This window comes from Paenibacillus antri (genome assembly GCF_005765165.1).
Lineage (GTDB): Bacteria > Bacillota > Bacilli > Paenibacillales > YIM-B00363 > Paenibacillus_AE > Paenibacillus_AE antri.
Genome location: NZ_VCIW01000022.1, coordinates 25,629 through 50,870, shown reverse-complemented (window position 1 = coordinate 50,870; position 25,242 = coordinate 25,629). Strand labels below are relative to the sequence as shown.

Here is a 25,242-nt window from a genome sequence, read left to right as displayed (position 1 = left end):
AACAATGATTTGTTCATTTTTACAATGAGAATAGCCGTCAGTTTGTGAAAAATATAAAGACATCGCCAAATTGTTGTAATATAATATGACACATGGCAAGTCGGTCAACCCAAATTCAGCAAATTGACATTCAGGTTTGGTTGACGACGACTAGACAATCTATTGTTTTTCTCAGAAAGGGGACGTAAAACGATGGCGACCGTCGATGCTTCACCATACCCATGGCCCTATGATGTTAGGATAGATCCCACGAAGACCGCGTTGCTCATTATCGATATGCAAATCGATTTTTGCGGCAAGGGCGGCTACGTCGAGCGGATGGGGTACGACTTATCGCTGACGGCGAGGGCTATCGGACCGATCAAGACGTTGTTGGAGCGCGTCCGGCAAATCGAGGGCTTCACGGTCATCCATACCAGAGAGGGCCACAAGCCGGATTTGTCCGATTTGCCGGCGAACAAACGGTGGAGAAGCCGACGAGCGGGAGCCGAGATCGGCTCGCTCGGTCCGAAAGGACGCATCCTCGTCCGGGGCGAGCCGGGATGGGAGATCGTCGAGGAGCTGTCTCCGATCGAAGGGGAACCGATTATCGACAAGCCCGGCAAGGGAAGCTTCTATGCGACGGATCTGGACCTCGTCCTAAAGAATAGAGGCATCACGCATCTCATTCTTACGGGAATCACGACCGACGTTTGCGTCCACACGACGATGCGGGAGGCGAACGACCGCGGGTACGAATGCTTGATCCTAGAAGATTGCACCGGCGCGACGGACGAGGGAAATCACCGGGCGGCGCTGAAGATGGTGACGATGCAGGGCGGCGTGTTCGGCAGCGTAGCGAGTTCCGCCAGCGTTTTGAAAGCGTTAGAGAGATTTTAAAAAAATATAAAAAATCGGAGTGGTAGCTATGTGGGGAAAAGCAAATAAGAAGAAACCCGTACTGATCGCAATGTCGTTCATGCTCCTGCTGTTGTCGGCCTGCGGCGGAGGCTCGAATGCGCAAACCGCGTCTCCCGCGCCGTCCGCTTCGTCCGAAGTCCAAGAAGTGGCTCCGAAGAGCTTGAAGAAAGTCGTCCTGCGGCTCAAGTGGGTGCATCAAGCGCAGTTCGCCGGGTTCTATGCCGCCGTGAAGAAGGGATTCTACGAAGAAGCGGGCTTGGATGTCGAGATTCGCCCAGGCGGCTCCGATTTCCCTTCCGTGCAGATGGTCGCCTCCGGCAGCGAGGAATTCGGCGTCACGGGCGCGGACCAAATCCTGCTTGCGCGAGAGAAAGGCGTGCCGGTGACGGCGATCTCGACGATCTATCGCGAAACGCCGTTCGTGCTGTTCAGCCTGAAGGAATCCGGGATTACGAAGGTGGAGGATCTCGTCGGCCAGAAGGCGGGAGTCAAGCTCGGCGGGAACGAGGAACTGACGTTCCGGGCGATGGTGGAAAGCGCCGGCGTCGAGGCGAAATCGATCGAAGAGATGCCGATCAAGTTCGATCTAAGCCCGCTGCTCAGCGGTCAAGTGAAAGTATGGCCCGGATACGTCATCAACGAGGTGCTCGCGGTGGAAGAGCTCGGACATGAAGTGAATATTATTAAGCCTGGCGACTACGGCATCAACTTCTATGCCGATACGCTGTTCACGACGCAAGCGTTGATCGAGAAGGATCCGGAGCTGGTCAAGGGATTCGTACAGGCTTCCATGAAGGGGTGGACGTACGCGTTGGAAAACCCGGAAGAAGCGGCGGCGTTCGGCCTCGAGTATGCCGATAACCTGACGCTCGAGCACGAAGTGAACATGATGAAAGCAAGCGTTCCGCTGCTGCAGCCGGACAACCTGCCGCTCGGCAAGATGGACGAGACGGCGTGGACGACCTTGCAAGAGAGCTTGATGGGCTTAGGGTTCCAGAAGGCGGAGCAAACGATGGAGGACGTGTTCACGAACGAATTCTTGGAATAGGAGGAGAGGCGCATGTTGGCGAAGGCGATCGAGTTGCAGCAAGGCGCAAACGGACGGCAGGAGGCGGCGGAGCCCCGGAATCGCGAGGTCGCGATTTCGCTGAGACAGTGCTCCCTCTCCTTCGGGGCGGTCCAAGTGCTGAATAACGTATCCCTTGATATCTATAAGAACGAATTCGTCTCGATCCTCGGCCCGAGCGGCTGCGGGAAGTCGACGCTGCTCCGGCTCATGCTGGAGCTCTTGAAGCCGGACCGCGGCGGCGAAGTGGCCTACGCGTCCAAGAAGCCGAGCATCGGCATCGTGTTCCAGAAGCCTGTCTTGATGCCATGGCTGACGGCCGTCCAAAACGTAGAGCTGACGCTGACGATGGGGCCGAACAAGAAGCTTTCCAAACAGGAACGCAAGGAAAAGGCGGAGAGCGCGCTGCAGCTTGTAGGGCTGCAGGACTTCCGCGGCCACTTCCCGCATCAGCTCAGCGGAGGCATGCAGCAGCGAATCGCCATTGCGCGCGCGCTCGCCGCGGACCCGGAAATATTGCTCATGGACGAACCGTTCGGCGCGCTCGACGAGTTCACGAGGGAGAAGCTTAACTTCGAACTGCTCCGGCTGTGGGAAAATCCGAAGAGCAGCCTCAGCTCCATCGTCATGGTCACGCACTCCATTCAGGAGTCCGTGATCATGTCCGACCGCGTCGTCATGATGTCCCCGAGACCGGCCGGCGTGGATACAATCGTCCCGGTGCCGCTCCCGAGTCCGAGAGTCGTCGGAATGGAGGAGCACCCGGCGTTCTATCAGACGGTCAAGGAATTAAGAAAGCGGGTGAAGGATCAGTGAAGGAGCAATTCAAGAACGGGCTTTATCCGCTCGGATTCGCGGCCGCCTTCGTCGTCTTGTGGGAGCTCGCCGTTCGATGGTTCGACATCCCCGTCTATTTGCTGCCGGCGCCCTCGTCGGTCGTCTCGTCGATGGACGCGAGCTTGGCGTCGCATATGACGGTCACGCTGCTTGAGGCGTTGGTCGGCTTTCTCATCGCTAACGTGCTGGGGCTGCTCACCGCCGTCATCTTCGTACATTCCAAGCCGATCGAAAAAGGGGCGTTCCCTCTCGCGATCGCGCTCAAGACGACCCCGTTGGTCGCTTTGGCGCCCTTGCTCGTCGTCTGGATGGGGACGGGGTATTCGTCCAAAGTCGTCGCCTCCATGCTCATTTGCTTCTTCCCGATTCTGGTCAACAGCGTGAAAGGATTAAAGGCGATCGAGCATGAAGCGTGGGAGCTGTTCTCGACGTACAAGGGGTCGAAGTGGGACATGTTCTGGAAGCTTCGGCTGCCGACCAGTCTGCCTTACGTGTTATCCGCCTTGAAGATTTCCAGCTCCCTCGCGATCGTCGGGGCGATCGTCGGCGAATTCGTCGGAGCGAACAAGGGGTTAGGGTACGTGGTGTTAGTGTCTTCTTATCATATGGATACTCCGGTTATGTTTTCCGCGATCATCGCTTCCGCCGCTTGCGGGTTGGCGTTGTTCTGGGCTATCGCCTGGTTGGAGAAGAAAGTCATCTTTTGGCAAAGGGTCGATGAAGCATGAAATGTTCGATCGTACGTATTCCGACGCGTTCCCCGAGCGACGTCTCGGCGCTGGGCGAGGCGATCCGAGACGGATCGATCGAGCCGCGGGACGTCGTCGCCGTGTTGGGTAAGACGGAGGGGAACGGCTGCGTGAACGACTTTACCCGAGGGTACGCGGTTCAGACGCTGCAGCGCTTCTTCGAGGGACGGATCGGCGACGCGGCTTCCCGCATCTCTTATGTGATGTCGGGCGGGACCGAGGGCGTCTTAAGTCCGCATCTGACGGTCATCAGCCGAACGCCGAACGCCAAGAAGCCCTCGGGCGGAACGAAGTCGCTCGCGATCGGAGTCCGCCGTACGAGGGACTTCCGCCCCGAAGAAATCGGGCGGATGGCGCAGGTGGGGGCGGTCGCCGAAGCCGTCCGCGCCGCCGTCGCGGAGGCGGGGATCGAGGACGCCGCGGACGTGCATTTCGTTCAAATCAAGTGTCCGCTGCTGACGACGGACGCGATCCGCGAAGCGTCGGCTCGCGGCGAAGCGGTCGTCACGGAGGACACGTACAAATCCATGGGTTACTCGCGAGGGGCGTCCGCGCTCGGAACGGCGCTCGCGTTAGGCGAGATCGACGGGGCGGCGTTGGTCGAAGCGGACATCTGCCAAGCGTGGGAGAAATATAGCGAGGTAGCCTCCACCTCGGCCGGCAGCGAGCTGATCTGCTGCGAAGTGATCGTATTCGGGAACTCGGCGAACGCGGAGGGACCGTTCTTCATCGATCACGGCGTCATGAAGGACGCCGTCGACGGCGACGCGCTTCGCCGCTTGTTGGACGCGCACCCCGAAGCCGAGCTCGCGCAAGTGTTGGCGAAGGCGGAGGCGGACCCGAGCGGCTTCGTTCGGGATCGCAGGCATACGATGCTGAACGATTCGGATATCAATCATACCCGGCATGCCCGCGCGGTCGTCGGAGGGGTTCTAGCCTACGTAAGCGGCGACCCGATGATTTACGTGTCCGGCGGCGCGGAGCACCAAGGCCCCGCGGGCGGCGGCCCGGTGGCGGCCGTTTTCCGAAGAAAACAACCATAGAACCGGGAGGAACGCGCGATGACGCTGATGAAAGAAACGAAGGTGTTGACCGGCGAAACCATGAATTGGGACTTGATGCCGAACCATATTGAATTGTATCACCGGGAGATCGTATCCGCGGCGGAAGCCGATGCTCTAGGCATTCGAATGAGCTCGATTCTATGGGAGAAGATCGGAGTCGGCGGCCAAGTGCTTCCGCACGTTCACGACGTCGTCGAGGTCATTCACATTACCGTCGGGAAGGTGAAGCTGCTGCTCGGCAGCGGCGAGTGGAAGAGCTATCGGGCGGGGGACACGTTCCAGGTTCCTGCAGGCGTGCTCCATTCCGTCGCGAACGACGGCGACGCCCCCAGCGAGCAGATCAGCATCTTCGTCCCGGTCGACGCATCGGCTCCGGCGAATTCGTTCTTCAATACGACGTTAGTGGAAGATGTGTATTCCGTAAACAAATAGTCGAGGCGGAGGCGGATTCCATGGCGAATGACAATAAAATCGGCTTTACTTGCGGGGATATTCCGCTCATTCCCGAGCTGAAGGAAGCGGTTCTGTTGGCGGGGGCGGACGGGCTGCATCGCCCGATTACCCGCGTGAACGTCATGGAAGTGCCCGACGTCATCGATTGGGTGCGTCCCGGGGAATTCCTGATTACGAGCGGATTCCCGTTCCGGGACAACCCGGACGCGATCTCCGATATGATCCCCGCGTTGGCCGCGAGAGGCGTCGCCGCGCTCGGCATCAAGACGAGACGATTCATCGAACGAATCCCGGATCGCGCGCTCCGGATCGCGGAGGAGCTCGGCTTCCCCGTCTTCGAGCTGCCGGCGTCCACGGCCTTCTCCGATGTCGTGCGGGACATTATGGAGCGCGTCTTGGTTCAGGAGGCGCGGGAGCTGTCTCTCCTGCAGAGCCGCTTCCAGAAGCTGTCGCAGCAGCTTCTGCACGGGGCCGGCATCGAGGAGTTTCTGCAGGCGCTCGACGGAATGCTGAACAATCCCGTCATTTTGGTCGACGACCATGACAGGGTGCTGTTGTCGCCTCAGGCGGAGGTCGCCGCGAAGCATATCGGAGACGAAATGACGTGGTCCCGGCTGAGAGGGGACAGCGCGCTCGGCGTCAGCTTCTTGACGGTGGGCGACCGCCGGATCCGCGTCTACGTCTCCGCCGTCAACGATCAATACACCAACTGTCTCATCCTCTTGTTGGAATGGAATCAAGAGCATTCCGTCGTCGACCAGCTGACGATCGATCGGGTCGGCATTCTGGTTGGGCTCGAAATGATGAATGCGAGCGCGCGGAAAGAGGTCGAGGCGAAATATATCGACCAGTTCCTCCAGGATTGGCTGACGGGGCGGATCGTGACGACGGAGGATGTCAAGATTCGGGCGGAGGCATGCGGGTGCCCCCTCGAGGAAGGGCACGGCTTCCATGCGGGGACGATCCGCTGGGTATCGGGCAAGCCGACCTTGAAGCAGCTGCAGCAGGCGGTCAAGCGGATTCGGGTCCGGCTCGCCGGTCATCGCATTCAGGCCACCTTGCTGGAAGGCGGGTTCGCCTTCCTGATCGCCGTCGCGCCGCAAGAGAACGCTCGCAGAGCCGTGGACGCCTTAATCGCGGAGCTTGGGGCGCTTGCGGATGCGGAGGGATCCTTTTCGCTCTGTATCGGGAATCGGGTCGACCGGGTGGACCATGTGCATCAGAGCTACCAACAAGCCAAGAAGATTCTGCACATCAGCGCCATCTGCGATGTAAGAGAGCCATGCATCGATTATGTAAGGCTCGGCGTCTTTCGGCTGCTGTATATGCTGCCGGATGCGGAGGAGGTCCGGGAGTACCGCGACCGATACATCGTCCCTCTGCTCGAGTACGACAAGAAGAACGGCACGGCGCTGCTGGATACGCTGAAGACGTATTTCAAACACAATCGGAACGTCAAGAAGACCGCCGCGGAGATGTTCACGCATTACAACACGGTCAACTATCGAGTAGAACGGATTTACGATTTGCTCGACATTAACGCCGAGGTCGGCGATGAAATGTTGCAGCTGCAGCTGGCGGTGAAGCTGCACGAGATGCGGCCCGTCGAGGAGACGGGCGGCGAGAAGGGCTTGACATTATCCGGGTAGGACAACCTGCGGGGGTGGCGATGAATGGCGACGAAGACGGAAATACCGATCCGGTTATCCATAGCATGGCTGAGAGAGCAGTATGCGGCAGGAACGATCACGCCAGAGGACGTGGTGCGGGAGCTCGTTCGACGCGCGAACGAGGATGCGGAGATGAACGTCTGGATAACGCCGCCGGAGCCGGAGCGCATTAAGCCTTATCTGGAACGACTGCGGTCGATCGATCCGAAGGAAGCGCCGCTGTGGGGGATTCCGTTCGCGGCGAAGGACAATATCGACGTCTCCGGCCTGCCGACGACGGCGGCTTGCGCGGAATACGCCTACGTCCCCGAGACGCATGCGACCGTCGTGGAGCGGCTCGTGGCCGCGGGAGCGATTCCGATGGGGAAGACGAACTTGGACCAGTTCGCCACGGGACTTGTCGGCACAAGAAGTCCGTACGGGGAGACGCACAACGCGCTGCGGCGGGAATTGATCAGCGGGGGATCGAGCTCCGGGTCGGCCGTCGCGGTCGCGAGAGGGCATGCGGCGTTCGCGCTCGGGACCGATACCGCCGGCTCCGGGCGCGTGCCCGCCGCGTTGAACGGGCTTTACGGCTGGAAGCCGAGCGTCGGCGCATGGCCGACGAGAGGCGTCGTGCCGGCCTGCGCCAGCTTGGACTGCGTGACGGCGTTCGCGCATACGTTGGAGGATGCGCTCGCGGTCGACGAGGCGGTGCGGGGGGAGGATGCGTTGGATCCGTGGTCCCGCCCGATTCCGCGGTTGCCTTCGTCGCTCCCATCCAAGCTGCTCGTACCGAAAGGCCCGCTTGAATTCTACGGGCCTTACGCCGAGGCATACGAAGCCGCCTGGAACGCCGCGGTCGAGCGGGCGGAAGCGACGGGGCTGCCGGTCGAACGCATCGACGTCGAGCTGTTCGCGCAGGCGGCGGAAATTTTATACGGCGGTCCGTGGGTCGCCGAGCGCTGGGCGGGGCTCGGCGATTTCATCGAGGCCCATCCCGGAACGGCATGGCCCGTAACGGAACGCGTGCTGCGCTCCGGCGCAAGCGGGACGTACGACGCGGCGTCCGTCTTCGCCGCGGCGCACCGGTTGCAGCGCTTCAAGAGCGAAGCGAAGCGTCTTCTTGGCGACGGCGCGCTCGTCATGCCGACGTGCGGAGGCACGTGGACGCGGGAGCAGGTAAGGGACGATCCGATCGCGACCAACAGCGCGATGGGCAAATACACGAATCATTGCAACCTGCTCGACCTGTGCGCCGTGTCCGTTCCTTGCGGCGAGGCGGCACCCGAGCTGCCGTTCGGCGTCACGTTGTTCGCGTCGTCCGGGAAGGAAGGGTTGCTCGAGGCGGCGGCCCGGCGATTCGCGGTCCGAACGCCGACGACGGAGGTCGCCGTCTGCGGATTGCATATGCGCGGACTGCCGCTCGAACCGCAGATGCGTCGGTACGGGGGGAGGTTCGTTCGCGAGGATGCGACGGCCGCGAAGTACCGCATGTATAAGCTGCCGACCGAGCCGGCGAAGCCGGGACTGGTGAAGACGGAGTCGGGCGGCGCGTCGATTCGGTTGGAAATCTGGGAGCTGCCGCTCGAGACGTTCGGCGTCTTCGTCGCCGGCATTCCCGCGCCTCTCGGCATCGGCAAGGTGGAGCTGCAGGGCGGAACGGAGGTGCCCGGATTCGTCTGCGAAGCGGTCGGCACGGTCGGCGCGGAGGACATTACGGCGTTCGGCGGCTGGAGAGGGCTGGAGGACTCGATCGTAAGAAAATAGCAAGCAACGGGCTGTTCCCAGAAGTAGATGTATCTACTTTCGGGACAACCCGTTTTTTTTGTTCCGAGCTCCTTCTCCTTGATGCCGAACTTGGCGGGAACCGGTCTGTCGAACCGCAGGTTGGATCGAAGAATACGCGACGGGACCTCGCGACCGATCCACATTCTGGATGAAGAAACATTCCCGGCGCTCTTGCCGTCTGTTAGTGAGTAAGTGCAAGGCAATCGAACGAATCGAGAAAAGGAGATGTCATGTACCATGTTTAAACATATGCCACGCCATACAGCCCTCTTGTCGCTAGCCGCCGCGCTTACGATCCCGGCCTTAACGGGCTGCGCGCAGCAGGCGGCGAAGGCGAATTCGGAGCCGGCTCCCGCGGCTTCGGAGCAATCGAATGCGGCTACGCCGTCCGCCGACGGCGTAGCGACGATAGAGCTCTTCGAGCAGCTGATAACGAGCGCGCAGGAAGCTTCGGAGCTGCTCGCCTTCCTCGACGAACATATCGGAGACGCGTCGCAGGAGCATGCCGACGCGATGATTCGCGGCTTGCTTGCGTTCTATGAAGAAGATTTGGAGAAGACGTCGGAGGCTTATTACGGGTCCGACGTGCAGGAGGCGCTGCTCGGCCTCGGTTGGCCGATCGCCGCGGAACGCCTGGAGGCGATCGAAGACGAAGCGATTCGAGAGCTGGCGCTGACGAAGGCGGCGGGCGGCTACAAGCTGGAGACGGCCGAGGGAATGATTTACCCCGTCGTGGATTACGGCATGCTGAAGAAGTACGCCGACCGCCTGTCGCCGGCGTTGAAGGATTACCTCGCGCTGCTGGCGCTGGAGTCCGACGACAAGATGGCGTCCGACGCGGCGCTGATCATCGGCTGGGACGAATTAGCCGAGCGGGGCGTCGCGTACGAAGCTTATCTCGTGCAATATCCGGACGCGCCGGAGACGGAGCGGGCGAAGGAGATGTATCATACTCGCTTCCTGATGCCGTATTTGTACGGCTTGAACAACACGCCCGTCTTCGACTTCGACACGTTCCGTCTGCTCGACGAAGTGAAAGCCAGCTACGAGAAGACGGTCCAAGCGTATCCGGACACGATCACCGCTCAGATCGTGTCGGGCTTCCTCGACGCGCTGGAGGCGTCGGATTGGCAAGTGTTCGAGAAGGTCGACGGGCAGCAAGCCGACGTCGAAGACGTGAAGACGTACCGCGAAGGCGCGCGGACGCAATTCGAGATGCGCCTCGATTCGAAGGGGAACGGGAAATAACCGCCCGCAAGTAAAAGGAGCCGTCCGAAGTCGAATTCGACTTCGGACGGCTTCTTTCGCGCGAAGGAGATACAGCATCGCTTACCGAACGATCTGGCCGCGGATCTCGCCGTTCGGGTGCCGGATCGTGTGCACGTTGACGTAGGCGTTGCCGCGGTCGATCTCGGCGATCAGGTCGCGCAGCGGGTCGCCCTGCAGCGGGCCGACGAGATCCCTTCGCGTCAGCGAGCCGCAGACGACGCCTCTTCTCGTCGTGATGCCGAATTTCGACGGGCCGAAGAGGAAGGCGACGACGGGCCCGTTCACCCCTCTGCGGCCTAGATGAATATGCGCTTGGGTCACCTTCGCGATGTCGCGGACGACCATGCGGAAAAACAACCGATTCCCGGCCTCGTTGAGACGGAAGAAGACGTTCCCCGTCGCGAACGTGCGCACGGGCGGAACTTCGTTCCCGCCGAGTAAGACGGCGCGATACGTTTTCATTCGCAACCACTCCTTTATGCGTTCTACAAAAAGCATATGCGGCGCGGCCGGAACGGCTTGTTTGTCTACCTAACGCAAGGGAAAACGGGCGAACGTATCCGCGGGGACGCGGACGTCAGTCGACGCGCGCCTCGGAGGGGAGCCGGCCGAAGCGTTTCTTGTACATTTTGGAAAAGTATTCCGGGCTCATCCCGACCGAAGCCGCGGTCTGCGCGATCGTGAGCTGCAAATTGTCTTTCAGCAGGCTGTCTCCCGTCCGAAGCCGATAGTCCTGCAAGTATCGGAGCGGCGTCGTCTTCAGCTTGCGGCGGAAGAGCCGCGTCAGCTGACGCTGCGAATACCCGACGCAGCCGGCGAGCTCGGCGATGGCGACGGGGCGGTCGAGATGGTCGTGCATATATCGAATCGCCGCGTCCAGAATTCGTTCGGCGTACGCCCCGCCGTCGTCGGCCGTCGCGGCCTCGCGCGGAGGCGCCGCCTCCGGATCCGTCTGCCGCTTCAGAAGCAAGCAGTAGGCGAACAGCCGCTCGCAGGCCGCCCACGGGTCGAATGCCGGACCGCAAACGTCCCAGATCCGTTCCAAACCCGCTAGGGCGAGCTCGGGCTCGCGGATCGTCGCGAATCGCGGCCGTCCGCCAACGATCCATTCGGTCCAGCCTTCGGACGCCTCCGCGGCGAAGGAGACGTACCCGATCCGCCATGGCTCGTCCCCCAAGGGGACGCATTCGTAAGGGCAGTCGGCGGGCAGCGTCAACAGCGTGCCGGCGGACAGCGTTCGCCACCCCGAACCGTCCAACGTTCGGAAGCGGCCGCTGCCGGCGAACGTCAGGAACAGCTGATGGGCGGAGAAGCCTCGCAGCCGCGCGATCGGCTGTTGATGCTCCGTCCCGACCGTGTACACGGCGAAGGGCAGCTTGGCGCGATCGTGCAGAACGGGATTGCTTCTTTGGGGCAGCAAAGGCATGTGCATGGGCGGGTTCCTCCGGTCGCTTATGTCCGAAATGGACAAGGGGTTGTCCGTTATGGACGGTTCATAGGTAGCTTATCGCTCTTCTATAATGAAAGCAATGCATCGAAGAATGAAGAGACGAGGTGGCCTCATGAGGTTATGGTATCGATCGCCGGCGAAGGCGTGGACGGAAGCGCTGCCGATCGGCAACGGTCGGATCGGCGCGATGGCGTTCGGCGGCGCGGAGCGGGAGCGGATCGCCTTGAACGAAGATACGTTGTGGTCGGGGTATCCGAAGGACGGGAACAACCCGGGCGCGCGCGACGCGCTGCCGCGGGTGCGGGAGCTCCTCCGGCAAGAACGCTACGAGGAAGCGGACGCGCTCTGTAAGGAGATGATGGGGCCGTACACGCAATCGTTCCTGCCGTTCGGCGACCTTACGCTGCGGTTCGAGCACGGCGACTTGTGCCGGGAATACGAGCGCGCGCTGGATTTGGAGACGGGCGTGACGACGACCGTCTATCGCGTCGGGAACGTCGTCTACCGCCGCGAGACGTTCGTCTCGCATCCGGATCAGGCGCTCGTCGTGCGGCTCGAGGCGAGCGCGCCCGGCGCGCTGCGCGTGCACGCGCGCTTGGACAGCCCGCTGCGCCACGCCGGAGCCGCCGACGGCGACCGCTATCTCATGGAAGGCATCGCTCCAGAGCATGTAGCTCCCAATTACGAATCGGTCGACGATCCGATTCGGTACGGAGACGCCGAGACCACGAAGGCGATGCGATTTTGCGGCGGCCTCCAGGCGACGGCGGAGGACGGCATCGCGCGGGCGGACGCGGACGGCATCCACGTGTACGGCGCGACCCGCGTCACGCTGACGTTCTGCGCGGCGACGAGCTTCGCCGGCTTCGACCGGCCGCCGGGCCAGGAGGGCGTCGACCCGAAGCGGAAGGTCCAGGCCGACCTCGACCGCGTCGCGGGGAAGCCGTACGAGGCGCTCCGCGCGGCGCACGTCGCCGACCATCGCGCCTTGTTCGACCGAGTACGGCTTCGGATCGGGGACGGCGCGTCTCCCGGCGAAGAGCTGCCGACGAACGAGCGGATCGCGGCGTTCGGCGCGGACGACCCCGGGCTCGTCGAGCTGCTCTTCCACTACGGCCGTTATTTGATGATCGCCTGCTCCCGGCCGGGCACCCAAGCGGCCAACCTGCAGGGCATCTGGAACGAGTCGACGCGGCCGCCGTGGAGCAGCAACTATACGCTCAACATTAACGCGCAGATGAATTATTGGCCGGCGGAGACGGGCAACCTGGCGGACTGCCACGAGCCGCTGCTGACGTTCATCGGCAACCTGGCCCGGAACGGTGCCGACACGGCTCGGATCAACTACGGCGCTCGGGGGTGGACGGCGCATCATAACTCGGACATCTGGGCGCAGAGCGCGCCCGTCGGCGGATACGGCGACGGCGACGCCTCGTGGGCGTTCTGGCCGATGGGCGGCGTCTGGCTGACGCAGCATCTGTGGGAGCATTACGCGTTCGGCGGCGACGAAGCGTACCTCCGGGAACGCGCGTATCCGGTCATGAAGGAGGCTGCGTCGTTCTGCCTCGATTGGCTGATCGACGACGGCGAAGGCCGCCTCGTCACCGCCCCCGCCACGTCGCCGGAGCATAAGTTCCGCACGGCGAACGGCGTCGCGGCCGTCAGCATGGCGTCCACGATGGATCTGTCGCTCATCCGCGAGCTGTTCGCAAGCTGCATCGAAGCGGCGACGATCCTCGGGACGGACGAGCCGTTCCGCGAGGAGCTCGCGCATGCGCTGGGGCGGTTGTTCCCGCTGCAGATCGGGCGGGGCGGCATCCTTCAGGAATGGTATAAGGACTTCGAGGACGAAGACGTGCATCACCGACACGTATCGCATCTGGTAGGCGTATACCCCGGGCGCACGCTGACGGAACGAGACGCGCCGGAGCTGTTCGCGGCCGCCCGCCGTTCGCTGGAGCGCCGCGGCGACGACGGGACCGGCTGGAGCCTCGGGTGGAAGGTCGCCCTGTGGGCGAGATTCGGCGACGGCGACCGGGCGCTGCGGCTGCTGGGCAACCTGCTGCGCCTCGTGAAGGAGGACGAAGGCGAAAATTATCATCATGGCGGCGTCTACGCCAACCTGTTCGACGCGCATCCGCCGTTCCAGATCGACGGCAACTTCGCCGCGGTCGCGGGGATCGCGGAGATGCTGCTGCAATCGCATCAGTGCGTGCTGGACTTGCTGCCGGCGCTGCCCGCCGCTTGGTCGAGCGGGGAGGTTCGCGGCCTGCGCGCCCGCGGCGGCTGCGAGGTCGACCTCGCCTGGGCGGAGGGCCGATTGACCGCGGCGACCGTACGCCCGAGCCGGAGCGGCGTCGTCGCCATCGCGCGGGCCGCCGGAATGCGGCTCGAGGCGAACGGGACGCCCGCGGCGGCGGAGGCGGGACCGGACGGCACGCTGCGCTTCGACGCCGTCGCAGGGACGGAATACCGGCTGTCGGCGAAGGCATAGGTTACATGAGGGACGCTAGGACGCCGGGAGGCGTCCCTTTTTTCATTTTCGGAAGAAGTATGGGTATGGCCCCCGTGGGAAAAGATGGATGTATTCCTGTGCAGGAGGGAGCGTTCATTCATGGGGTTAGTCGTGATGTTCATCGCGTCGTGGCTGGCTATATTTATCTTCTACTCGTTCCAAGAACGGTTGACCATTTTGGAAAACGCCTTCGTCTTCTTGGTCTCCCTAACGCTCGTCATCAATGCCTCGTGGATCATCGCCGAGGAGTTGAAGCTGGTGGAGCTTACGAAGGACGGGGTTGCTTATACGGGATTCATTCTGAATCGGAGCGTCGGCGTCCCGATGATCTTCGTCATCGCGATGAACGCGGTGTTTCGCGCGAAGCGGGTCTGGACGGCGCTTGCGTCCGTTGCCGTCGTCCTAGCCGCGTTAGTGGGCTTGAACGGGTTAGGGGTATACTTCGAGATCGCCAAATACGAGAAATGGAATCTGGGATATGACGCGATCTCTTACGCCGCGCTGCTGGCGATCGTTTATGGATTGCTGCGTCTGTATCGGAAAACCGTATATAGGAGGACGCCGTCTTGATTTTGTGGGAGCAGTTCGACCGCAACGAATGGTATGTGATCGGCATGACGGTCGCCGCTTACGCGGCCGTGTTTTTGCTGCCTAGGAAAGTGCCGGTCAGTTACATGATTCTCGGGTTGGTGTGGGGGTTTGCGAGCGCGACGCTGTTCGATTTCACGATCGGCGGGGGATTGATGGACTTCTACGTCGTCAACGATACGAACCGGTACGAGATTATGGACCTGCTCGTGTACATCATGTTCGCTCCGTACGGGTACTTCATGGTGAATTTCTACGAGATGCTGGGAATTCGGAAGAAGCTGTGGGTGGTGCTTTATATTCTCGGCTGGACGATCTTCGGCACGGGCGTGCAGTGGGTGTCCGAGTGGATGCATATGACGACGTACCAGAAGGGATATCGATTCGAATATAACATCGTCGTCTTCTTGACGATGCAGACCGTTACAATTTGCTTCTATCGGTATTTGAAAACCGCCGGCAGAGGCGGCGATTCGGAGGGGGCCGAATGCGACGCGCTGGCGCACAAGGCAAGCATATCGTAAAGGTAAGAGAAGGGATCGTGGAAGCTTGTCGCCGACCATCGCCGGCGCAAGCTTCTTTTGTTTTTTTGCCGACGCGGGGCAGTGATATCTCTCACATCGTCCCTCGCCGTTCCCCGGTACAATCGGTGTAGATTCTAGCACCGAGACGGAGGGATAATCATGACGAACAAGACGAAGCTGGTGTTGATCGGGAACGGAATGGCGGGCGTGCAGACGCTTGAACATATTATAAAGCTGGCGCCGGAGAAGTTCGACGTCACGATTTTCGGCAAGGAGCCTCATCCTAATTATAACCGCATCCAGCTCTCCTATGTGCTGGAGGGCAGTAAAACGATGGAAGACATTATCCTGAACGACTACGCATGGTATGAGGAGCGCGGCATTCGCTTGGTCGTCGGCGACGAGGTCGTCGCGATCGACACCGAACGGAAGACGGTCCGCACGGCCGCCGGCCTCGAGGCGTCGTACGACGTCGCGATCCTCGCGACCGGCTCGAAGCCGTTCCGTCTGCCGATCCCCGGCGCGGAGCTGCCGGGCGTCATCGGCTTCCGCGAAATCGCGGACTGCGAGGCGATGATGGACGCGGCGAAGCGGTATCGTTCGGCTGCGGTCATCGGCGGCGGCCTGCTCGGCTTGGAGGCGGCGCGCGGCTTGCAGCAGCTCGGCATGGACGTGACGGTCGTTCACCTGATGGACCGCTTGATGGAGCGCCAGCTGGACGCGCCGGCGGCGGGCATGCTGAGGCGAGAGCTGGAGCGGCGCGGGCTGAACGTCATGACGGGGCGCAAGACCGAGGCCGTGCTCGGGGAGGAGCGCGTCGCGGGGCTTCGGTTCGCGGACGGATCGACGCTTGCGGCGGACCTCGTCGTGATGGCGGCGGGCATCGTCCCGAACGCGGAGCTCGCGAAGGCGAGCGGCATCGAGACCGGACGCGGCATCCGGGTCGACGACTTCCTGCGGACGAGCGCGGAAGGCGTCTACGCGGTCGGCGAATGCGTCGAGCATCGCGGCGTGACGTACGGGCTCGTCGCTCCGTTGTACGAGCAAGGCGCGGTGTTGGCGAAGCATCTGTGCGGGGCGGAGACGGAAGGCTATATCGGGTCCGTCACCTCGACGAAGCTGAAGATTTCCGGCATGGACGTCTTCTCGGCCGGGGAGTTCCTGGACGCGGAGGATACGGAATCGATCGTCGTGAAGGACCCGTTCAAGAACACGTATAAGAAAGTCGTGCTTCGGGACGGCCGCGTCGTGGGCGGCGTCCTGTTCGGCGACGCGTCGCTGTCGACGCAGCTGACGAAGTGGTCGAAGGCGCAGGCGGCGCTCACGCCGGAGATGCACGGCGAGCTCGTCGGCGGCGGCGGGTGCTGCGGCGGCGGGGCCGCCAAAGGCACGGGCGTCGCGGCGATGGCCGACGATGACATCGTCTGCGGCTGCGCCGGCGTGACGAAGGGGACGATCGTCGGCGGCATTCGGGAGCAGGGCTGGGCCAGCGTCGAGCAGATCAAGGCGTGCACGAACGCGACGCGCTCCTGCGGCGGCTGCAAGCCGATGGTGGAGGAGCTGCTGAAGCTGACGCTCGGCGCATCGTACGATGGCGCGGGCGCGGCGCCCGCGGGCATCTGCGGCTGCACGACGATGGGCCGCGACGAGATCGTCGCCGCGATCCGCGAGAAGCGGCTGACGCATGTGCGCGAGGCGATGGCGGTGCTCGGCTGGAGCCAGCCGGAGGGCTGCTCGAAGTGCCGACCGGCGCTGAACTACTACATCGGCATGCTGTGGCCGGAAGACGCGGACGATGACGATGCGTCCCGGTTCGTCAACGAGCGCTTGCATGCGAACATCCAGAAGGACGGCACGTTCAGCGTCATCCCGAGAATCTACGGCGGCGTCACGACGGCGAAGGAGCTGAAGAAGATCGCGGAGGTCGCGGAAAAATACGAGGTGCCGATGGTGAAGTTCACCGGCGGACAGCGGCTCGACTTGCTCGGCGTCAAGAAGGAAGACCTGCCCGCGGTCTGGGCGGAGCTCGATATGCCGTCCGGCTACGGCTACGGGAAATCGCTGCGTACCGTGAAGACGTGCGTCGGCTCGACGTTCTGCCGGTTCGGGACGCAGGATTCGATGGGCATGGGCATCGCCCTCGAGAAGAAGTTCGAGCGGCTGAACATGCCGGCGAAGTTCAAGATGGCGGTCAACGGATGCCCGCGCAACTGCGCCGAGAGCGGCACCAAGGACCTCGGCATCGTCGGGAACGACGGCGGCTGGGAAATCTACGTCGGCGGGAACGGCGGCATCAAGCTGCGCGGCGCGGATTTGCTGTGCAAGGTGAAGACGGATGAAGAGCTGATCGAAATCAGCGGCGCGTTCATCCAGTACTACCGGGAGACGGGCAAGTATCTCGAGCGGACGTCGGACTGGGTGGAGCGGATCGGCCTCGACGCCGTTCGCGCCGCCGTCGTGGACGACGTCGAAGGGCGCAAGGCGCTGAACGAACGCGTCGAGCAGGCGCTGGCGCAGCTCGAGGATCCGTGGAAGCGGGTCGTGGACAGCGAGACGCTGCAGGAGACGTTATTCGACAAGGTGCATTCGTAATGAGGGAGGAGACGAATCGTATGCTAGCGAAGGAAGAAGGCGGCGGCGCATTGTTGGTGGAGATCGGCGAACTCTCCGCGTTCCCGGAGCGCATGGGACGACGAGTGCGGGCGAAGGACACGGAGCTGGCGGTGTTCCGGTTGAGCGACGGGCGGATGTTCGCGCTGGAGAACCGGCACCCGAACGCGAAGAAGCATCCCGGCTCCTTGGCCGAAGGCATTGTCAGCGGCGAGTTTCTTTACGATCCGCTGTACGATTGGAAGATTCGTCTCACGGACGGCGTCGTCCAGGCGCCGGACGAAGGGCGGGTGCGGACGTTCCCGCTCGTCGTGAAGGACGGCAAGGTGTACGCGGCTGGAGAATAAGAGGGGAAGGACGGTCGCGCGGGGCAATCTCCGCGCGGCCGTCTTTTTTTAAAAATATCAAAGTATAAAAGTTTGATTGGTTCCATGAGGGTTGAAGGTGCTTGTTCCCGCGCTCCTTCTCCTGGATTGACCTTCGCTCAGCTGAACGATCGCGGCTGGTTTTGCTCATGTTACGCGAACTCAGCGCCATACCGCCTGCCTTTCGCGCCTCGCCTTCGGTTCCTGGCGCGGAATTTTTATATTGCGAGGAACCCGCGGTTTTCGTCTAGATTCGACGGCGGGATTCGGCATAAAGATTTTCGAGTAACAACTATATTTCATTGGGTTTTTCAGGCGCAGCTCCGGAGGTATGATGCCTTGAGAGGAGGAGAGAAACGAATATTTATGTAAGCGTTTTAGAAATTACGGACGCGAGGCGACGAGGAGGGGACCATGGCGGATGCATAACGGACGATAGAGAAGCTTTCCATACGACGAGCGTCAGATGTCGGCATGCACGCACGAGTCACGAAATTATGCTTAGGGGGAAAGCGGAGATGGGGAAGAAGTGGAAGGGATGGTTGCCCGTGCTCTTGACGGCGGCGCTGCTGCTGCCGCAGTCGGGAGGCGGGCCGGCCGCGTCGGCCGCCGCCGCGGGGGAGACGGTCATCGCGAACGAGTTCGAGACCGGGACGGACGGTTGGTTTGCGAGAGGGTCGGAGACGATCGCGGCGTCGACCGAAACCGCGCACGACGGGACGGGGAGCCTGAAGACGACCGGGCGTACGCAATCCTGGAACGGTCCGGGTACTTATGTAGATTCCTTAGTGAAGGGAGCAACGTACGAATTTTCGTTATACGCCAAGCTGGCGGACGGCTCGGGTCCCGCCGCGATTCGGCTGACCGTCAACCAGGAAGGCTTGCCGTCGGGCGATCCCGAGACGTATAAGGGAATCGCCTCGGCGCAAGCGTCGGTTTCCGATTGGATCGAGATCAAGGGCAGCTTCGTCTTGGATCCTCGGGCTTCGCGGTATCAAGTGTACGTCGAATCGGACAGCCCCACGGCTTCTTACTATATCGACGGCTTCCGGGTGAAGCTGGTCGCGATGCCGACGACGAACGCGGTCGTCTTGAACCAAAGCTTCGAGGACGGCCAGCTCGGCGGCTGGGGGCCGCTGGCATGGGGAGGCTCAGGGGAAGCGTCGATCGCTTCCGGCGTCGCGTCCGACGGAAGCAAATCGCTGAAGCTGTCGAACCGTCAATCCCGCGCAAGCAGTCTCAGCCGCGACTTAAGCGGCGTGCTGCGATCGGACCGGGCGTACGATCTAACGTTCAAGGTTCGCCTCGGCGAAGGGGCGGACACGTACCACCTGACGGCGAAGATCACCTCGGGCGGCCAGGACAGCTACAATTGGATCATCGGGAATACGGCGGTCGACGCAGCGGCGTGGACGACGTTCGAGCTGAAGGGTTATGAAGTGCCGAGCGATACGACCGGCTTCCTCGTATATCTGGAGTCCGTCGACGGATCGACCTCCACGGCGGACGTATACCTCGACGAGTTCAAGGTCGTCGACGTCACCCCGGGCGCGGAGCCGGAACAACCCGGCGATCTGGATCAAACCGGCGTGCAGGCGAGCTTCGAGGACGGGTTAGGCGGCTGGGTGCGCCGATTCGGAGACGGCATGATCGAAGTGTCTTCGGCGGATAACCATACGAGCGGAGGCTCTAAGAGTCTGCTGACGACGGCCTCCGGGCAATACGACGGGCCGCTGCTGAACGTGCTCGGCAAGATGCATAAGAACCATGAGTACAACCTGTCGGCTTGGGTGAAGATGGCGCCCGGCGAAGAAGCGACGCGCCTCCGGCTCAGCGTGCAGTCCGGCGAGAGCGCGTTCGCGAACGTGTCCGCGAACGCGACGGTTACCGACGGGGCGTGGGTACAGCTCGCGGGCAAGTTTACGCTGCGGACGACGCCGACGGTCTTGAACGCGTACGTCGAGACGGCGGACGACGACGGCGAGCCGCGATCGTTCTATATGGACGACTTCGCTTTGACGTACGTCGGTCCGGTCGAAGGACCGCTTCCGATCCAAACCGGCCTCGACAGCCTGAAGGATCTCTACGCGGACTACTTTGATATCGGGGCGGCCGTCGAGCCGGCGCAGCTGACCGGCGCGGTCGCCCCGCTGCTGAACAAGCATTACAACGCGATCGTCGCGGAAAACTCGATGAAGCCCGGCTCGATCAGCCCGAGCGAAGGCGCGTACAACATCGCTTCCGCGCAAACCATCGCGCAATACGCGAGAGACCATGACATGCGGCTGCGCTTCCACACGCTGCTGTGGCACTCGCAGGGCGCCGACTGGATGCTGAAGGACGCGAACGGGAACTGGCTTGCGGCGACGCCGGAAAACAAAGAGCTCGTTCTCGACCGCTTGGAAGCGTACATTACGAAAGTCGTCGCGGAGTTCGCCGACATCGCCGACTCCTATGACGTTGTCAACGAGGTGATCGACGAAGGGCGGCCCGACGGCATGCGGGACAGCTACTGGTACCGCCTTACGGGCAAAGACTTCATCAAGACGGCATTCCGGGCGGCGCGAGCCGCGGATCCGACCGCGAAGCTGTATATTAACGATTACAGCACGCACAATCCGCGAAAGCGCGACTTCTTGTACGACCTGGTCATGGAGCTGAAGGCGGAGGGCGTGCCGATCGACGGCGTCGGCCACCAGACGCATATCAATGTGAGCGGCCCGTCGATCCAACAAATCTCCGATTCGATCCGGAAATTCGCGGAGGCGGGATTCGATAATCAGATTACCGAGCTCGACATCTCGGTATATACGAACAACAGCGACAGCTACGACCCGATTCCGGAAGACGTCCTGATCAAACAAGGGTACCGGTACAAGGAGCTGTTCGAAGCGTTGGTCGCGCTGGACGAGGCGGGCCAAGCCGCCGGCAACCCGAACGGCTGGATCAGCAACGTGACGCTCTGGGGCATCGCGGACGATCACACCTGGCTCCACAACCGCGGCACGACGCGCCAGGACGCGCCGTTCCCGTTCGACAAGCGGTACCAGGCGAAGTACGCATATTGGGGCATCGTGGAGGCAGTGAAGGAGATCGTGCCTTCCAAGCTGCCGATCGTGAGGAAATCCGGAACCGCCGCGTACGGCACGCCGATCGCAGGCGGGCAGGCGGATCTAGCGTGGAGCGCTGTACCGTCCATGGAGACGGAGCGGGCGGGCGGCTTCGGAGCCAGCTTCAAGACGCTTTGGGACGAGGGGCATCTGTACGTTAGAGCGTTCGTCGCGGACGACGTCGCGTCGGCGGGCGACAAGCTGGAGGCGTTCGTGGACGACGGAGCCATCCGCGCGTTCGAATTCCCGCGGAGCGGGTCCGCCGCGACGGAGACGGAGGGCGGATACGTCGCTGAGTTCGCGATTCCGATGAACGCGGCGCTTTCCGCCGGCGACCTGATCGCCTTCGACCTCCGCGTCACGCACGAAGGCGTCCAAGACGGAACGGAGCACGGACGCAACGGCGCCATCGTCTCTTGGAGCGATCCGCGCAACATACAGCACCAAGATTCGAACGGCTACGGCGCGGTCGCGCTGGTCGAAGCGCCGAAGCTCGCGGAGACGGGCTACGGCACGCCGGTCGTCGACGGCGAGCTCGACGCCGTATGGGCGCATGCGAGCGAGCAGGCGACGGGCGTCTGGGTCGAGGGAACGAGCGGCTCGACCGCAGCCTTCCGGACGTTATGGGACGAACGGTTCTTGTACGTGTATGCGGAAGTCGCCGACGCGCGGCTGAGCGACGCGAGCGCGAACGCGTGGGAGCAGGATTCGGTGGAAATATTCGTTGACCAAAATAACGGAAAGTCGGCTTCCTACCAAGACGACGACGGACAGTACCGCATCAACTTCAAGAACGTGAAGACGGTGGGCGGCCATGCGACGCAAGACAATTACGCCTCCGCAACGAAGCTCGTCGACGGCGGTTACGTCGTGGAAGCGGCGATCCGACTCGACGCGATCGAGCCGCAGGACGGCACGGTCATCGGCTTCGACCTCCAGGTCAACAACGACGAGGACGGCGACGGGACGCGGAACAGCGTGGCGATGTGGAGCGATCCGACCGGCCAATCGTACATGAACGCGTCCAGACTCGGCACGCTCCGATTCGCGAGCTTGCCGAAGCCGGCGTCCGTTCAAGCGAAGGCGCAAAATCATCAGGTCGTGCATCTGAAGTGGGCCGAAGTCGAAGGCGCGATCGGGTACCACGTCTACCAAGCGCCGTCGGCCGACGGGCCGTTCGTCAAGGCGACGAAGCACCCGATCGACGACGCGAATTTCGTCGTCAATCGGCTGACATCCGGAACGACGTATTATTATCGCGTGACGGCGGTCCACCCGAACGGGGAATCCGCGCCGTCGGCCATCGCGTCCGTCCGGACCGGACAGAAATAATCGGGGAAGCACGCACGGAAGGCCGGTCGCTTACGCGAACCGGCCTTCGGCGTTCAAATACTTTTCCGTTAAAATCGTTAACAGCTGCACGCCGACCTCGTTATGCCCGCCTTCGGGAATGATGACGTCGGCGTATTTCTTCGACGGCTCGATGAACGCTTCGTGCATCGGCTTCACCGTGTTCAAATACTGGTCGTGGATCGACTGGATCGAGCGTCCGCGCTCCTGAATGTCGCGCAGCACGCGGCGGAGAATGCGCACGTCCGGGTCCGTGTCGACGAATACCTTGATGTCGAGCAGCTGCCGCAGCTTCTCGTCGGACAGCACGTGCAGCCCCTCGATGATCGCGATCTTGTTGGGCGAAAGTCGAACGGTCCGATCCTGGAACCGGGCATGCGACGCGAAGTCGTACACCGGCGCGTCGGCGGCGAGGCCCTGCTTCAACCGCCCGAGGTGCTCGCTCAACAAGTCGTTGTCGAACGCGAAGGGATGATCGTAGTTGATCTTCTCCCGTTCGGCGAAGCTCAGATGCGGGTTGTCCTTGTAGTAGTTGTCCTGAGAGACGAACGTGACCTTGTCCGAGCCGAGCCGTTCGATGACGGAGCGGGCGACCGTCGTTTTGCCGGAGCCGGTGCCGCCGGCGATACCGATGATAAGCATGCGTTGCTGGGAACCTCCCGGTGTAGTGCTTTAGTCGTTAGCAATTCAAGTATTGTAGCATAGTGTCGAAACTTTTTCATCACGGCCCCGAACGGTCCCCCCCTATGTCTGAACGCGATCCGAACCTCATATATTTACACTGTCGTATTTTGCCCCGAAAATCTCCGGAACAGGCCGCTCGACGGTTCCATCCTGGCGTAAGGACGTGAGGGTATGCGGAGGTACCGATGGATCAAGTGGCGGCTGCCGCTCGTTCGAGCGGGCGCGGTCGCGGCGCTGGGCGCGCTGATCTTCTTAGGCGGGCCGCCCGTATGGCAAGCGATGTTGAGCGTGCTCTCCCTATTGTTCCGAATGCTGTTCGCGGTCGTATTCATTATTATTCAGTTCTTGGCGCTGTATTGGTTCCTGACCCGAGGCCGGACGTACTGGGTTCTCCCCGGCGAGCAGGGCGCGACGCGGGACGATTACCGAGGCAACCCCGAGATCGTGGAAAACGCCGAGCGCATCGCGATGCTGCTCAAGGGCGCGAAGGATTTCAAACGGATGGGCGGCGAGGCGATCCGCGGCTTGCTGCTGTGCGGACCTCCCGGCGCGGGCAAGTCGTATCTCGCGCAGGTGATCGCGAACGAAGCGCAGGTGCCCTTCGCGTACGCCTCGGCGCCGAGCTTGCAGAACATGTTCTTCGGCGTCGGCAACCTGAAGGTGATGCGGCTGTACGCGAAGGCGCGCAAGCTCGCGAAGGGGTACGGCGCCTGCATCGTCTTCATCGACGAGATCGATGCGATCGGCATGCGGCGTCAAGGCGGAGGGGGCGGCGCGGGCTTCTTCGGCATGGGGGCCGGCACCGGTCTGCTGAACGAGCTGCTGCTGCAGATGGATCCGCCGAACATCGACGGCTCCAAGCTCGCCAAGCCGCTGCGATCGCTCGGCTTGCGAAGATCGAAGGCGGAGCGCCCGTCGGTGCTCACCGTCGCGTCGACGAACCTGCCGAACGCGCTCGATCCGGCGCTGCTGCGGCCCGGCCGGTTCGACAGAAAGCTGTGGGTGGACGTACCGGATTATGACGGACGGGTGGACATTTTCCAATATTATCTGAAGAAGGTCAAGAAGGACGACACGCTGACGGCGGAGAAGGCGGCGCTCGACACGATCGGCTACAGCCCGGCGCAAATCAAGCACATCGTGAACGAGTCGGTCGTCATCGCGCATCAGCGCGGCGCGGCGGCGGCCGGCTACGACGACTTCCGCTCGGCGATGGAGACGTACGAGTGGGGGCTGAAGCAGCCGCTTCGATCCATGAGCGACGACGAGAAGCGGAACGTGGCATATCACGAGGCGGGGCATGCGGTGGCGCAGTATTTGCTGAAGCCGCACGAGCGCGTGTGGAAGGTGACGATCATCCGCCGCGGCAGCGCGCTCGGTCTGGCGGCGACGAAACCGACGCGGGAGCGGTATAATCGAAGCGACAGCGAGATGCTGGCGGCGATTCAGGTATGCCTCGCGGCTCGCGCCGTGGAGGAGGAGTTTCTCGGGAAGAAGCTGAACGGGGTCACCTCCGATCTGCAGCAAGCGACGCAGATGGCCGGCGCGTATCTCGGCCTCGTCGGGATGGGCGACGATCTGTTCAGCTTCCGGGCGGTCGGCTCGAACGCGGAAGCGATGCGGACGCTGCGGCCGAAAATCAACGAGCTGCTGAAGGAGCAGATGGCGCAGGTGAAGACGCTCGTGCGGGAGCGGGCCGAGTTCGTCCATGCGATCGCGGAGGAGCTGCTGCAGCGCGGCGACTTGACCGGCGAAGAAATCGAGGACATCTTCGTACGTTTGTACGGGCATGCGAGGCCGGAGCTGCCTTTGATCGTCTCGCGCATGTCGACCGACGCGGCCCGGCAGGCGGCCCCGGCGCAAGAGCCGCTCGAGGAGGAGCCCGAGGCGCTGTCGGAGTCGGGCGGAGACGAGGGCGATGCCGACGGCGGGATCGACGCCGGGGACGAAGGGGAAGGCGGAGCCGGAGCAGGCGAAGACGGGGATGGGGATGGAGAAGAGGATGGAGATGGAGAAGGAGGAAGGAAAGGCCGAGACGATGCAATCGATCGAGGCTAAACGCCGGGAGCCGCTGCAGGCGTTAGGAGAGACGCCGCCGCTCGGCGCGCCGATGCGCGTCTTCGGCGTGAAATCGATCCCCGCGACGTTCCGCTCGTCCGGCCGATAAGCGATTTTCCCGGAAGCCGTTCCGCTGTATGCATACCGCATGCGGAACGGCTTTCTATATATTTACATAAAACAAGAAATCCTCGGCAAACTACCCAGTAA

At 62.3% G+C, this 25,242-nt stretch carries 20 protein-coding genes; 17 read left to right on the top strand and 3 right to left on the bottom strand.

What is annotated here, in order from left to right:
* Window positions 1-192: 192 nt before the first annotated feature.
* The 9 genes from biuH to FE782_RS25845 all read left to right on the top strand — a co-directional run bounded on the left by biuH (window position 193) and on the right by FE782_RS25845 (window position 9,757).
* Window positions 193-879 carry a biuret amidohydrolase gene (biuH, locus tag FE782_RS25885; protein ID WP_138197266.1) on the top strand — a complete coding sequence of 229 codons (687 nt, stop codon included), beginning with the start codon at window positions 193-195 and terminating at the stop codon, window positions 877-879.
* Window positions 880-907: 28 nt separating this feature from the next.
* A complete protein-coding gene (locus FE782_RS25880) occupies window positions 908-1,948 on the top strand; it encodes an ABC transporter substrate-binding protein (protein ID WP_138197265.1) in 1,041 nt (346 codons plus the stop codon).
* Window positions 1,949-1,960: 12 nt separating this feature from the next.
* Window positions 1,961-2,782 (top strand): ABC transporter ATP-binding protein, encoded by an 822-nt coding sequence (locus FE782_RS25875; protein WP_138197264.1) that lies wholly within the window; start codon window positions 1,961-1,963, stop codon window positions 2,780-2,782.
* The gene (locus FE782_RS25870) at window positions 2,779-3,531 is read left to right on the top strand and encodes an ABC transporter permease (RefSeq protein ID WP_138197263.1); all 753 of its coding nucleotides are present in this window, start codon (window positions 2,779-2,781) and stop codon (window positions 3,529-3,531) included. Before FE782_RS25875 ends, FE782_RS25870 begins: the two co-directional genes overlap by 4 nt.
* Window positions 3,528-4,595 carry a cyanuric acid amidohydrolase gene (gene atzD / locus FE782_RS25865; RefSeq protein ID WP_138197262.1) on the top strand — a complete coding sequence of 356 codons (1,068 nt, stop codon included), beginning with the start codon at window positions 3,528-3,530 and terminating at the stop codon, window positions 4,593-4,595. The genes FE782_RS25870 and atzD overlap by 4 nt, the downstream gene beginning before the upstream one ends.
* Window positions 4,596-4,613: 18 nt before the next feature.
* Window positions 4,614-5,048, top strand: coding sequence for a cupin domain-containing protein (locus tag FE782_RS25860; protein WP_138197261.1), 435 nt, complete (start codon window positions 4,614-4,616; stop codon window positions 5,046-5,048).
* A 20-nt stretch (window positions 5,049-5,068) separates the two neighbouring features.
* A complete protein-coding gene (locus tag FE782_RS25855) occupies window positions 5,069-6,718 on the top strand; it encodes a PucR family transcriptional regulator (RefSeq protein WP_138197260.1) in 1,650 nt (549 codons plus the stop codon).
* 24 nt (window positions 6,719-6,742) lie between these two features.
* Window positions 6,743-8,488: an allophanate hydrolase gene (locus tag FE782_RS25850; RefSeq protein WP_138197259.1), complete on the top strand. Its 1,746-nt coding sequence runs from the start codon at window positions 6,743-6,745 to the stop codon at window positions 8,486-8,488.
* Between the two features lie 258 nt (window positions 8,489-8,746).
* Window positions 8,747-9,757, top strand: coding sequence for a hypothetical protein (locus FE782_RS25845; protein WP_138197258.1), 1,011 nt, complete (start codon window positions 8,747-8,749; stop codon window positions 9,755-9,757).
* An 81-nt stretch (window positions 9,758-9,838) separates the two neighbouring features.
* On the opposite strand, the gene FE782_RS25840 is transcribed toward FE782_RS25845, so the two are convergent.
* Window positions 9,839-10,240: a CHRD domain-containing protein gene (locus FE782_RS25840; protein WP_138197257.1), complete on the bottom strand. Its 402-nt coding sequence runs from the start codon at window positions 10,238-10,240 to the stop codon at window positions 9,839-9,841.
* 115 nt (window positions 10,241-10,355) lie between these two features.
* Window positions 10,356-11,210 carry an AraC family transcriptional regulator gene (locus FE782_RS25835; protein WP_138197256.1) on the bottom strand — a complete coding sequence of 285 codons (855 nt, stop codon included), beginning with the start codon at window positions 11,208-11,210 and terminating at the stop codon, window positions 10,356-10,358.
* A gap of 130 nt (window positions 11,211-11,340) precedes the next feature.
* On the opposite strand from FE782_RS25835, the gene FE782_RS25830 reads away from it, so the two are divergent.
* From FE782_RS25830 to FE782_RS25805, 6 genes are all read left to right on the top strand, one after another.
* Complete coding sequence (locus FE782_RS25830) at window positions 11,341-13,722, top strand: glycoside hydrolase family 95 protein (protein WP_138197255.1); 2,382 nt, start codon at window positions 11,341-11,343, stop codon at window positions 13,720-13,722.
* A 120-nt stretch (window positions 13,723-13,842) separates the two neighbouring features.
* Entirely contained in the window at window positions 13,843-14,313 is a 471-nt protein-coding gene (locus FE782_RS25825) for a hypothetical protein (protein ID WP_138197254.1), read from the top strand.
* A complete protein-coding gene (locus FE782_RS25820) occupies window positions 14,310-14,855 on the top strand; it encodes a hypothetical protein (RefSeq protein ID WP_202914609.1) in 546 nt (181 codons plus the stop codon). The genes FE782_RS25825 and FE782_RS25820 overlap by 4 nt, the downstream gene beginning before the upstream one ends.
* Window positions 14,856-15,014: 159 nt before the next feature.
* Entirely contained in the window at window positions 15,015-17,447 is a 2,433-nt protein-coding gene (gene nirB, locus FE782_RS25815; protein WP_138197253.1) for a nitrite reductase large subunit NirB, read from the top strand.
* Window positions 17,448-17,467: 20 nt separating this feature from the next.
* Window positions 17,468-17,812, top strand: coding sequence for a nitrite reductase (NAD(P)H) small subunit (locus FE782_RS25810; RefSeq protein WP_138197252.1), 345 nt, complete (start codon window positions 17,468-17,470; stop codon window positions 17,810-17,812).
* A gap of 536 nt (window positions 17,813-18,348) precedes the next feature.
* A complete protein-coding gene (locus tag FE782_RS25805) occupies window positions 18,349-22,272 on the top strand; it encodes an endo-1,4-beta-xylanase (protein WP_158299552.1) in 3,924 nt (1,307 codons plus the stop codon).
* Between the two features lie 30 nt (window positions 22,273-22,302).
* On the opposite strand, the gene udk is transcribed toward FE782_RS25805, so the two are convergent.
* Entirely contained in the window at window positions 22,303-22,932 is a 630-nt protein-coding gene (gene udk, locus FE782_RS25800) for a uridine kinase (RefSeq protein WP_138197250.1), read from the bottom strand.
* A 213-nt stretch (window positions 22,933-23,145) separates the two neighbouring features.
* On the opposite strand from udk, the gene FE782_RS25795 reads away from it, so the two are divergent.
* Together FE782_RS25795 and FE782_RS33155 are read left to right on the top strand one after the other, a co-directional pair.
* Window positions 23,146-25,032 carry an AAA family ATPase gene (locus FE782_RS25795; RefSeq protein ID WP_202914608.1) on the top strand — a complete coding sequence of 629 codons (1,887 nt, stop codon included), beginning with the start codon at window positions 23,146-23,148 and terminating at the stop codon, window positions 25,030-25,032.
* The gene (locus FE782_RS33155; RefSeq protein WP_274388767.1) at window positions 25,013-25,141 is read left to right on the top strand and encodes a hypothetical protein; all 129 of its coding nucleotides are present in this window, start codon (window positions 25,013-25,015) and stop codon (window positions 25,139-25,141) included. The genes FE782_RS25795 and FE782_RS33155 overlap by 20 nt, the downstream gene beginning before the upstream one ends.
* Window positions 25,142-25,242: the final 101 nt, after the last annotated feature.

Coding starts and splice junctions, on each gene's coding strand:
- FE782_RS25880 (WP_138197265.1), top strand. CDS start 908: ATGTGGGGAAAAGCAAATAAGAAGAAACCCGTACTGATCGCAATGTCG.
- FE782_RS25830 (WP_138197255.1), top strand. CDS start 11,341: ATGAGGTTATGGTATCGATCGCCGGCGAAGGCGTGGACGGAAGCGCTG.
- biuH (WP_138197266.1), top strand. CDS start 193: ATGGCGACCGTCGATGCTTCACCATACCCATGGCCCTATGATGTTAGG.
- FE782_RS25810 (WP_138197252.1), top strand. CDS start 17,468: ATGCTAGCGAAGGAAGAAGGCGGCGGCGCATTGTTGGTGGAGATCGGC.
- FE782_RS25845 (WP_138197258.1), top strand. CDS start 8,747: ATGTTTAAACATATGCCACGCCATACAGCCCTCTTGTCGCTAGCCGCC.
- FE782_RS25805 (WP_158299552.1), top strand. CDS start 18,349: ATGGGGAAGAAGTGGAAGGGATGGTTGCCCGTGCTCTTGACGGCGGCG.
- nirB (WP_138197253.1), top strand. CDS start 15,015: ATGACGAACAAGACGAAGCTGGTGTTGATCGGGAACGGAATGGCGGGC.
- udk (WP_138197250.1), bottom strand. CDS start 22,932: ATGCTTATCATCGGTATCGCCGGCGGCACCGGCTCCGGCAAAACGACG.
- FE782_RS25850 (WP_138197259.1), top strand. CDS start 6,743: ATGGCGACGAAGACGGAAATACCGATCCGGTTATCCATAGCATGGCTG.
- FE782_RS33155 (WP_274388767.1), top strand. CDS start 25,013: ATGCAATCGATCGAGGCTAAACGCCGGGAGCCGCTGCAGGCGTTAGGA.
- FE782_RS25875 (WP_138197264.1), top strand. CDS start 1,961: ATGTTGGCGAAGGCGATCGAGTTGCAGCAAGGCGCAAACGGACGGCAG.
- FE782_RS25795 (WP_202914608.1), top strand. CDS start 23,146: ATGCGGAGGTACCGATGGATCAAGTGGCGGCTGCCGCTCGTTCGAGCG.
- FE782_RS25825 (WP_138197254.1), top strand. CDS start 13,843: ATGGGGTTAGTCGTGATGTTCATCGCGTCGTGGCTGGCTATATTTATC.
- FE782_RS25860 (WP_138197261.1), top strand. CDS start 4,614: ATGACGCTGATGAAAGAAACGAAGGTGTTGACCGGCGAAACCATGAAT.
- FE782_RS25855 (WP_138197260.1), top strand. CDS start 5,069: ATGGCGAATGACAATAAAATCGGCTTTACTTGCGGGGATATTCCGCTC.
- FE782_RS25835 (WP_138197256.1), bottom strand. CDS start 11,210: ATGCACATGCCTTTGCTGCCCCAAAGAAGCAATCCCGTTCTGCACGAT.
- atzD (WP_138197262.1), top strand. CDS start 3,528: ATGAAATGTTCGATCGTACGTATTCCGACGCGTTCCCCGAGCGACGTC.
- FE782_RS25840 (WP_138197257.1), bottom strand. CDS start 10,240: ATGAAAACGTATCGCGCCGTCTTACTCGGCGGGAACGAAGTTCCGCCC.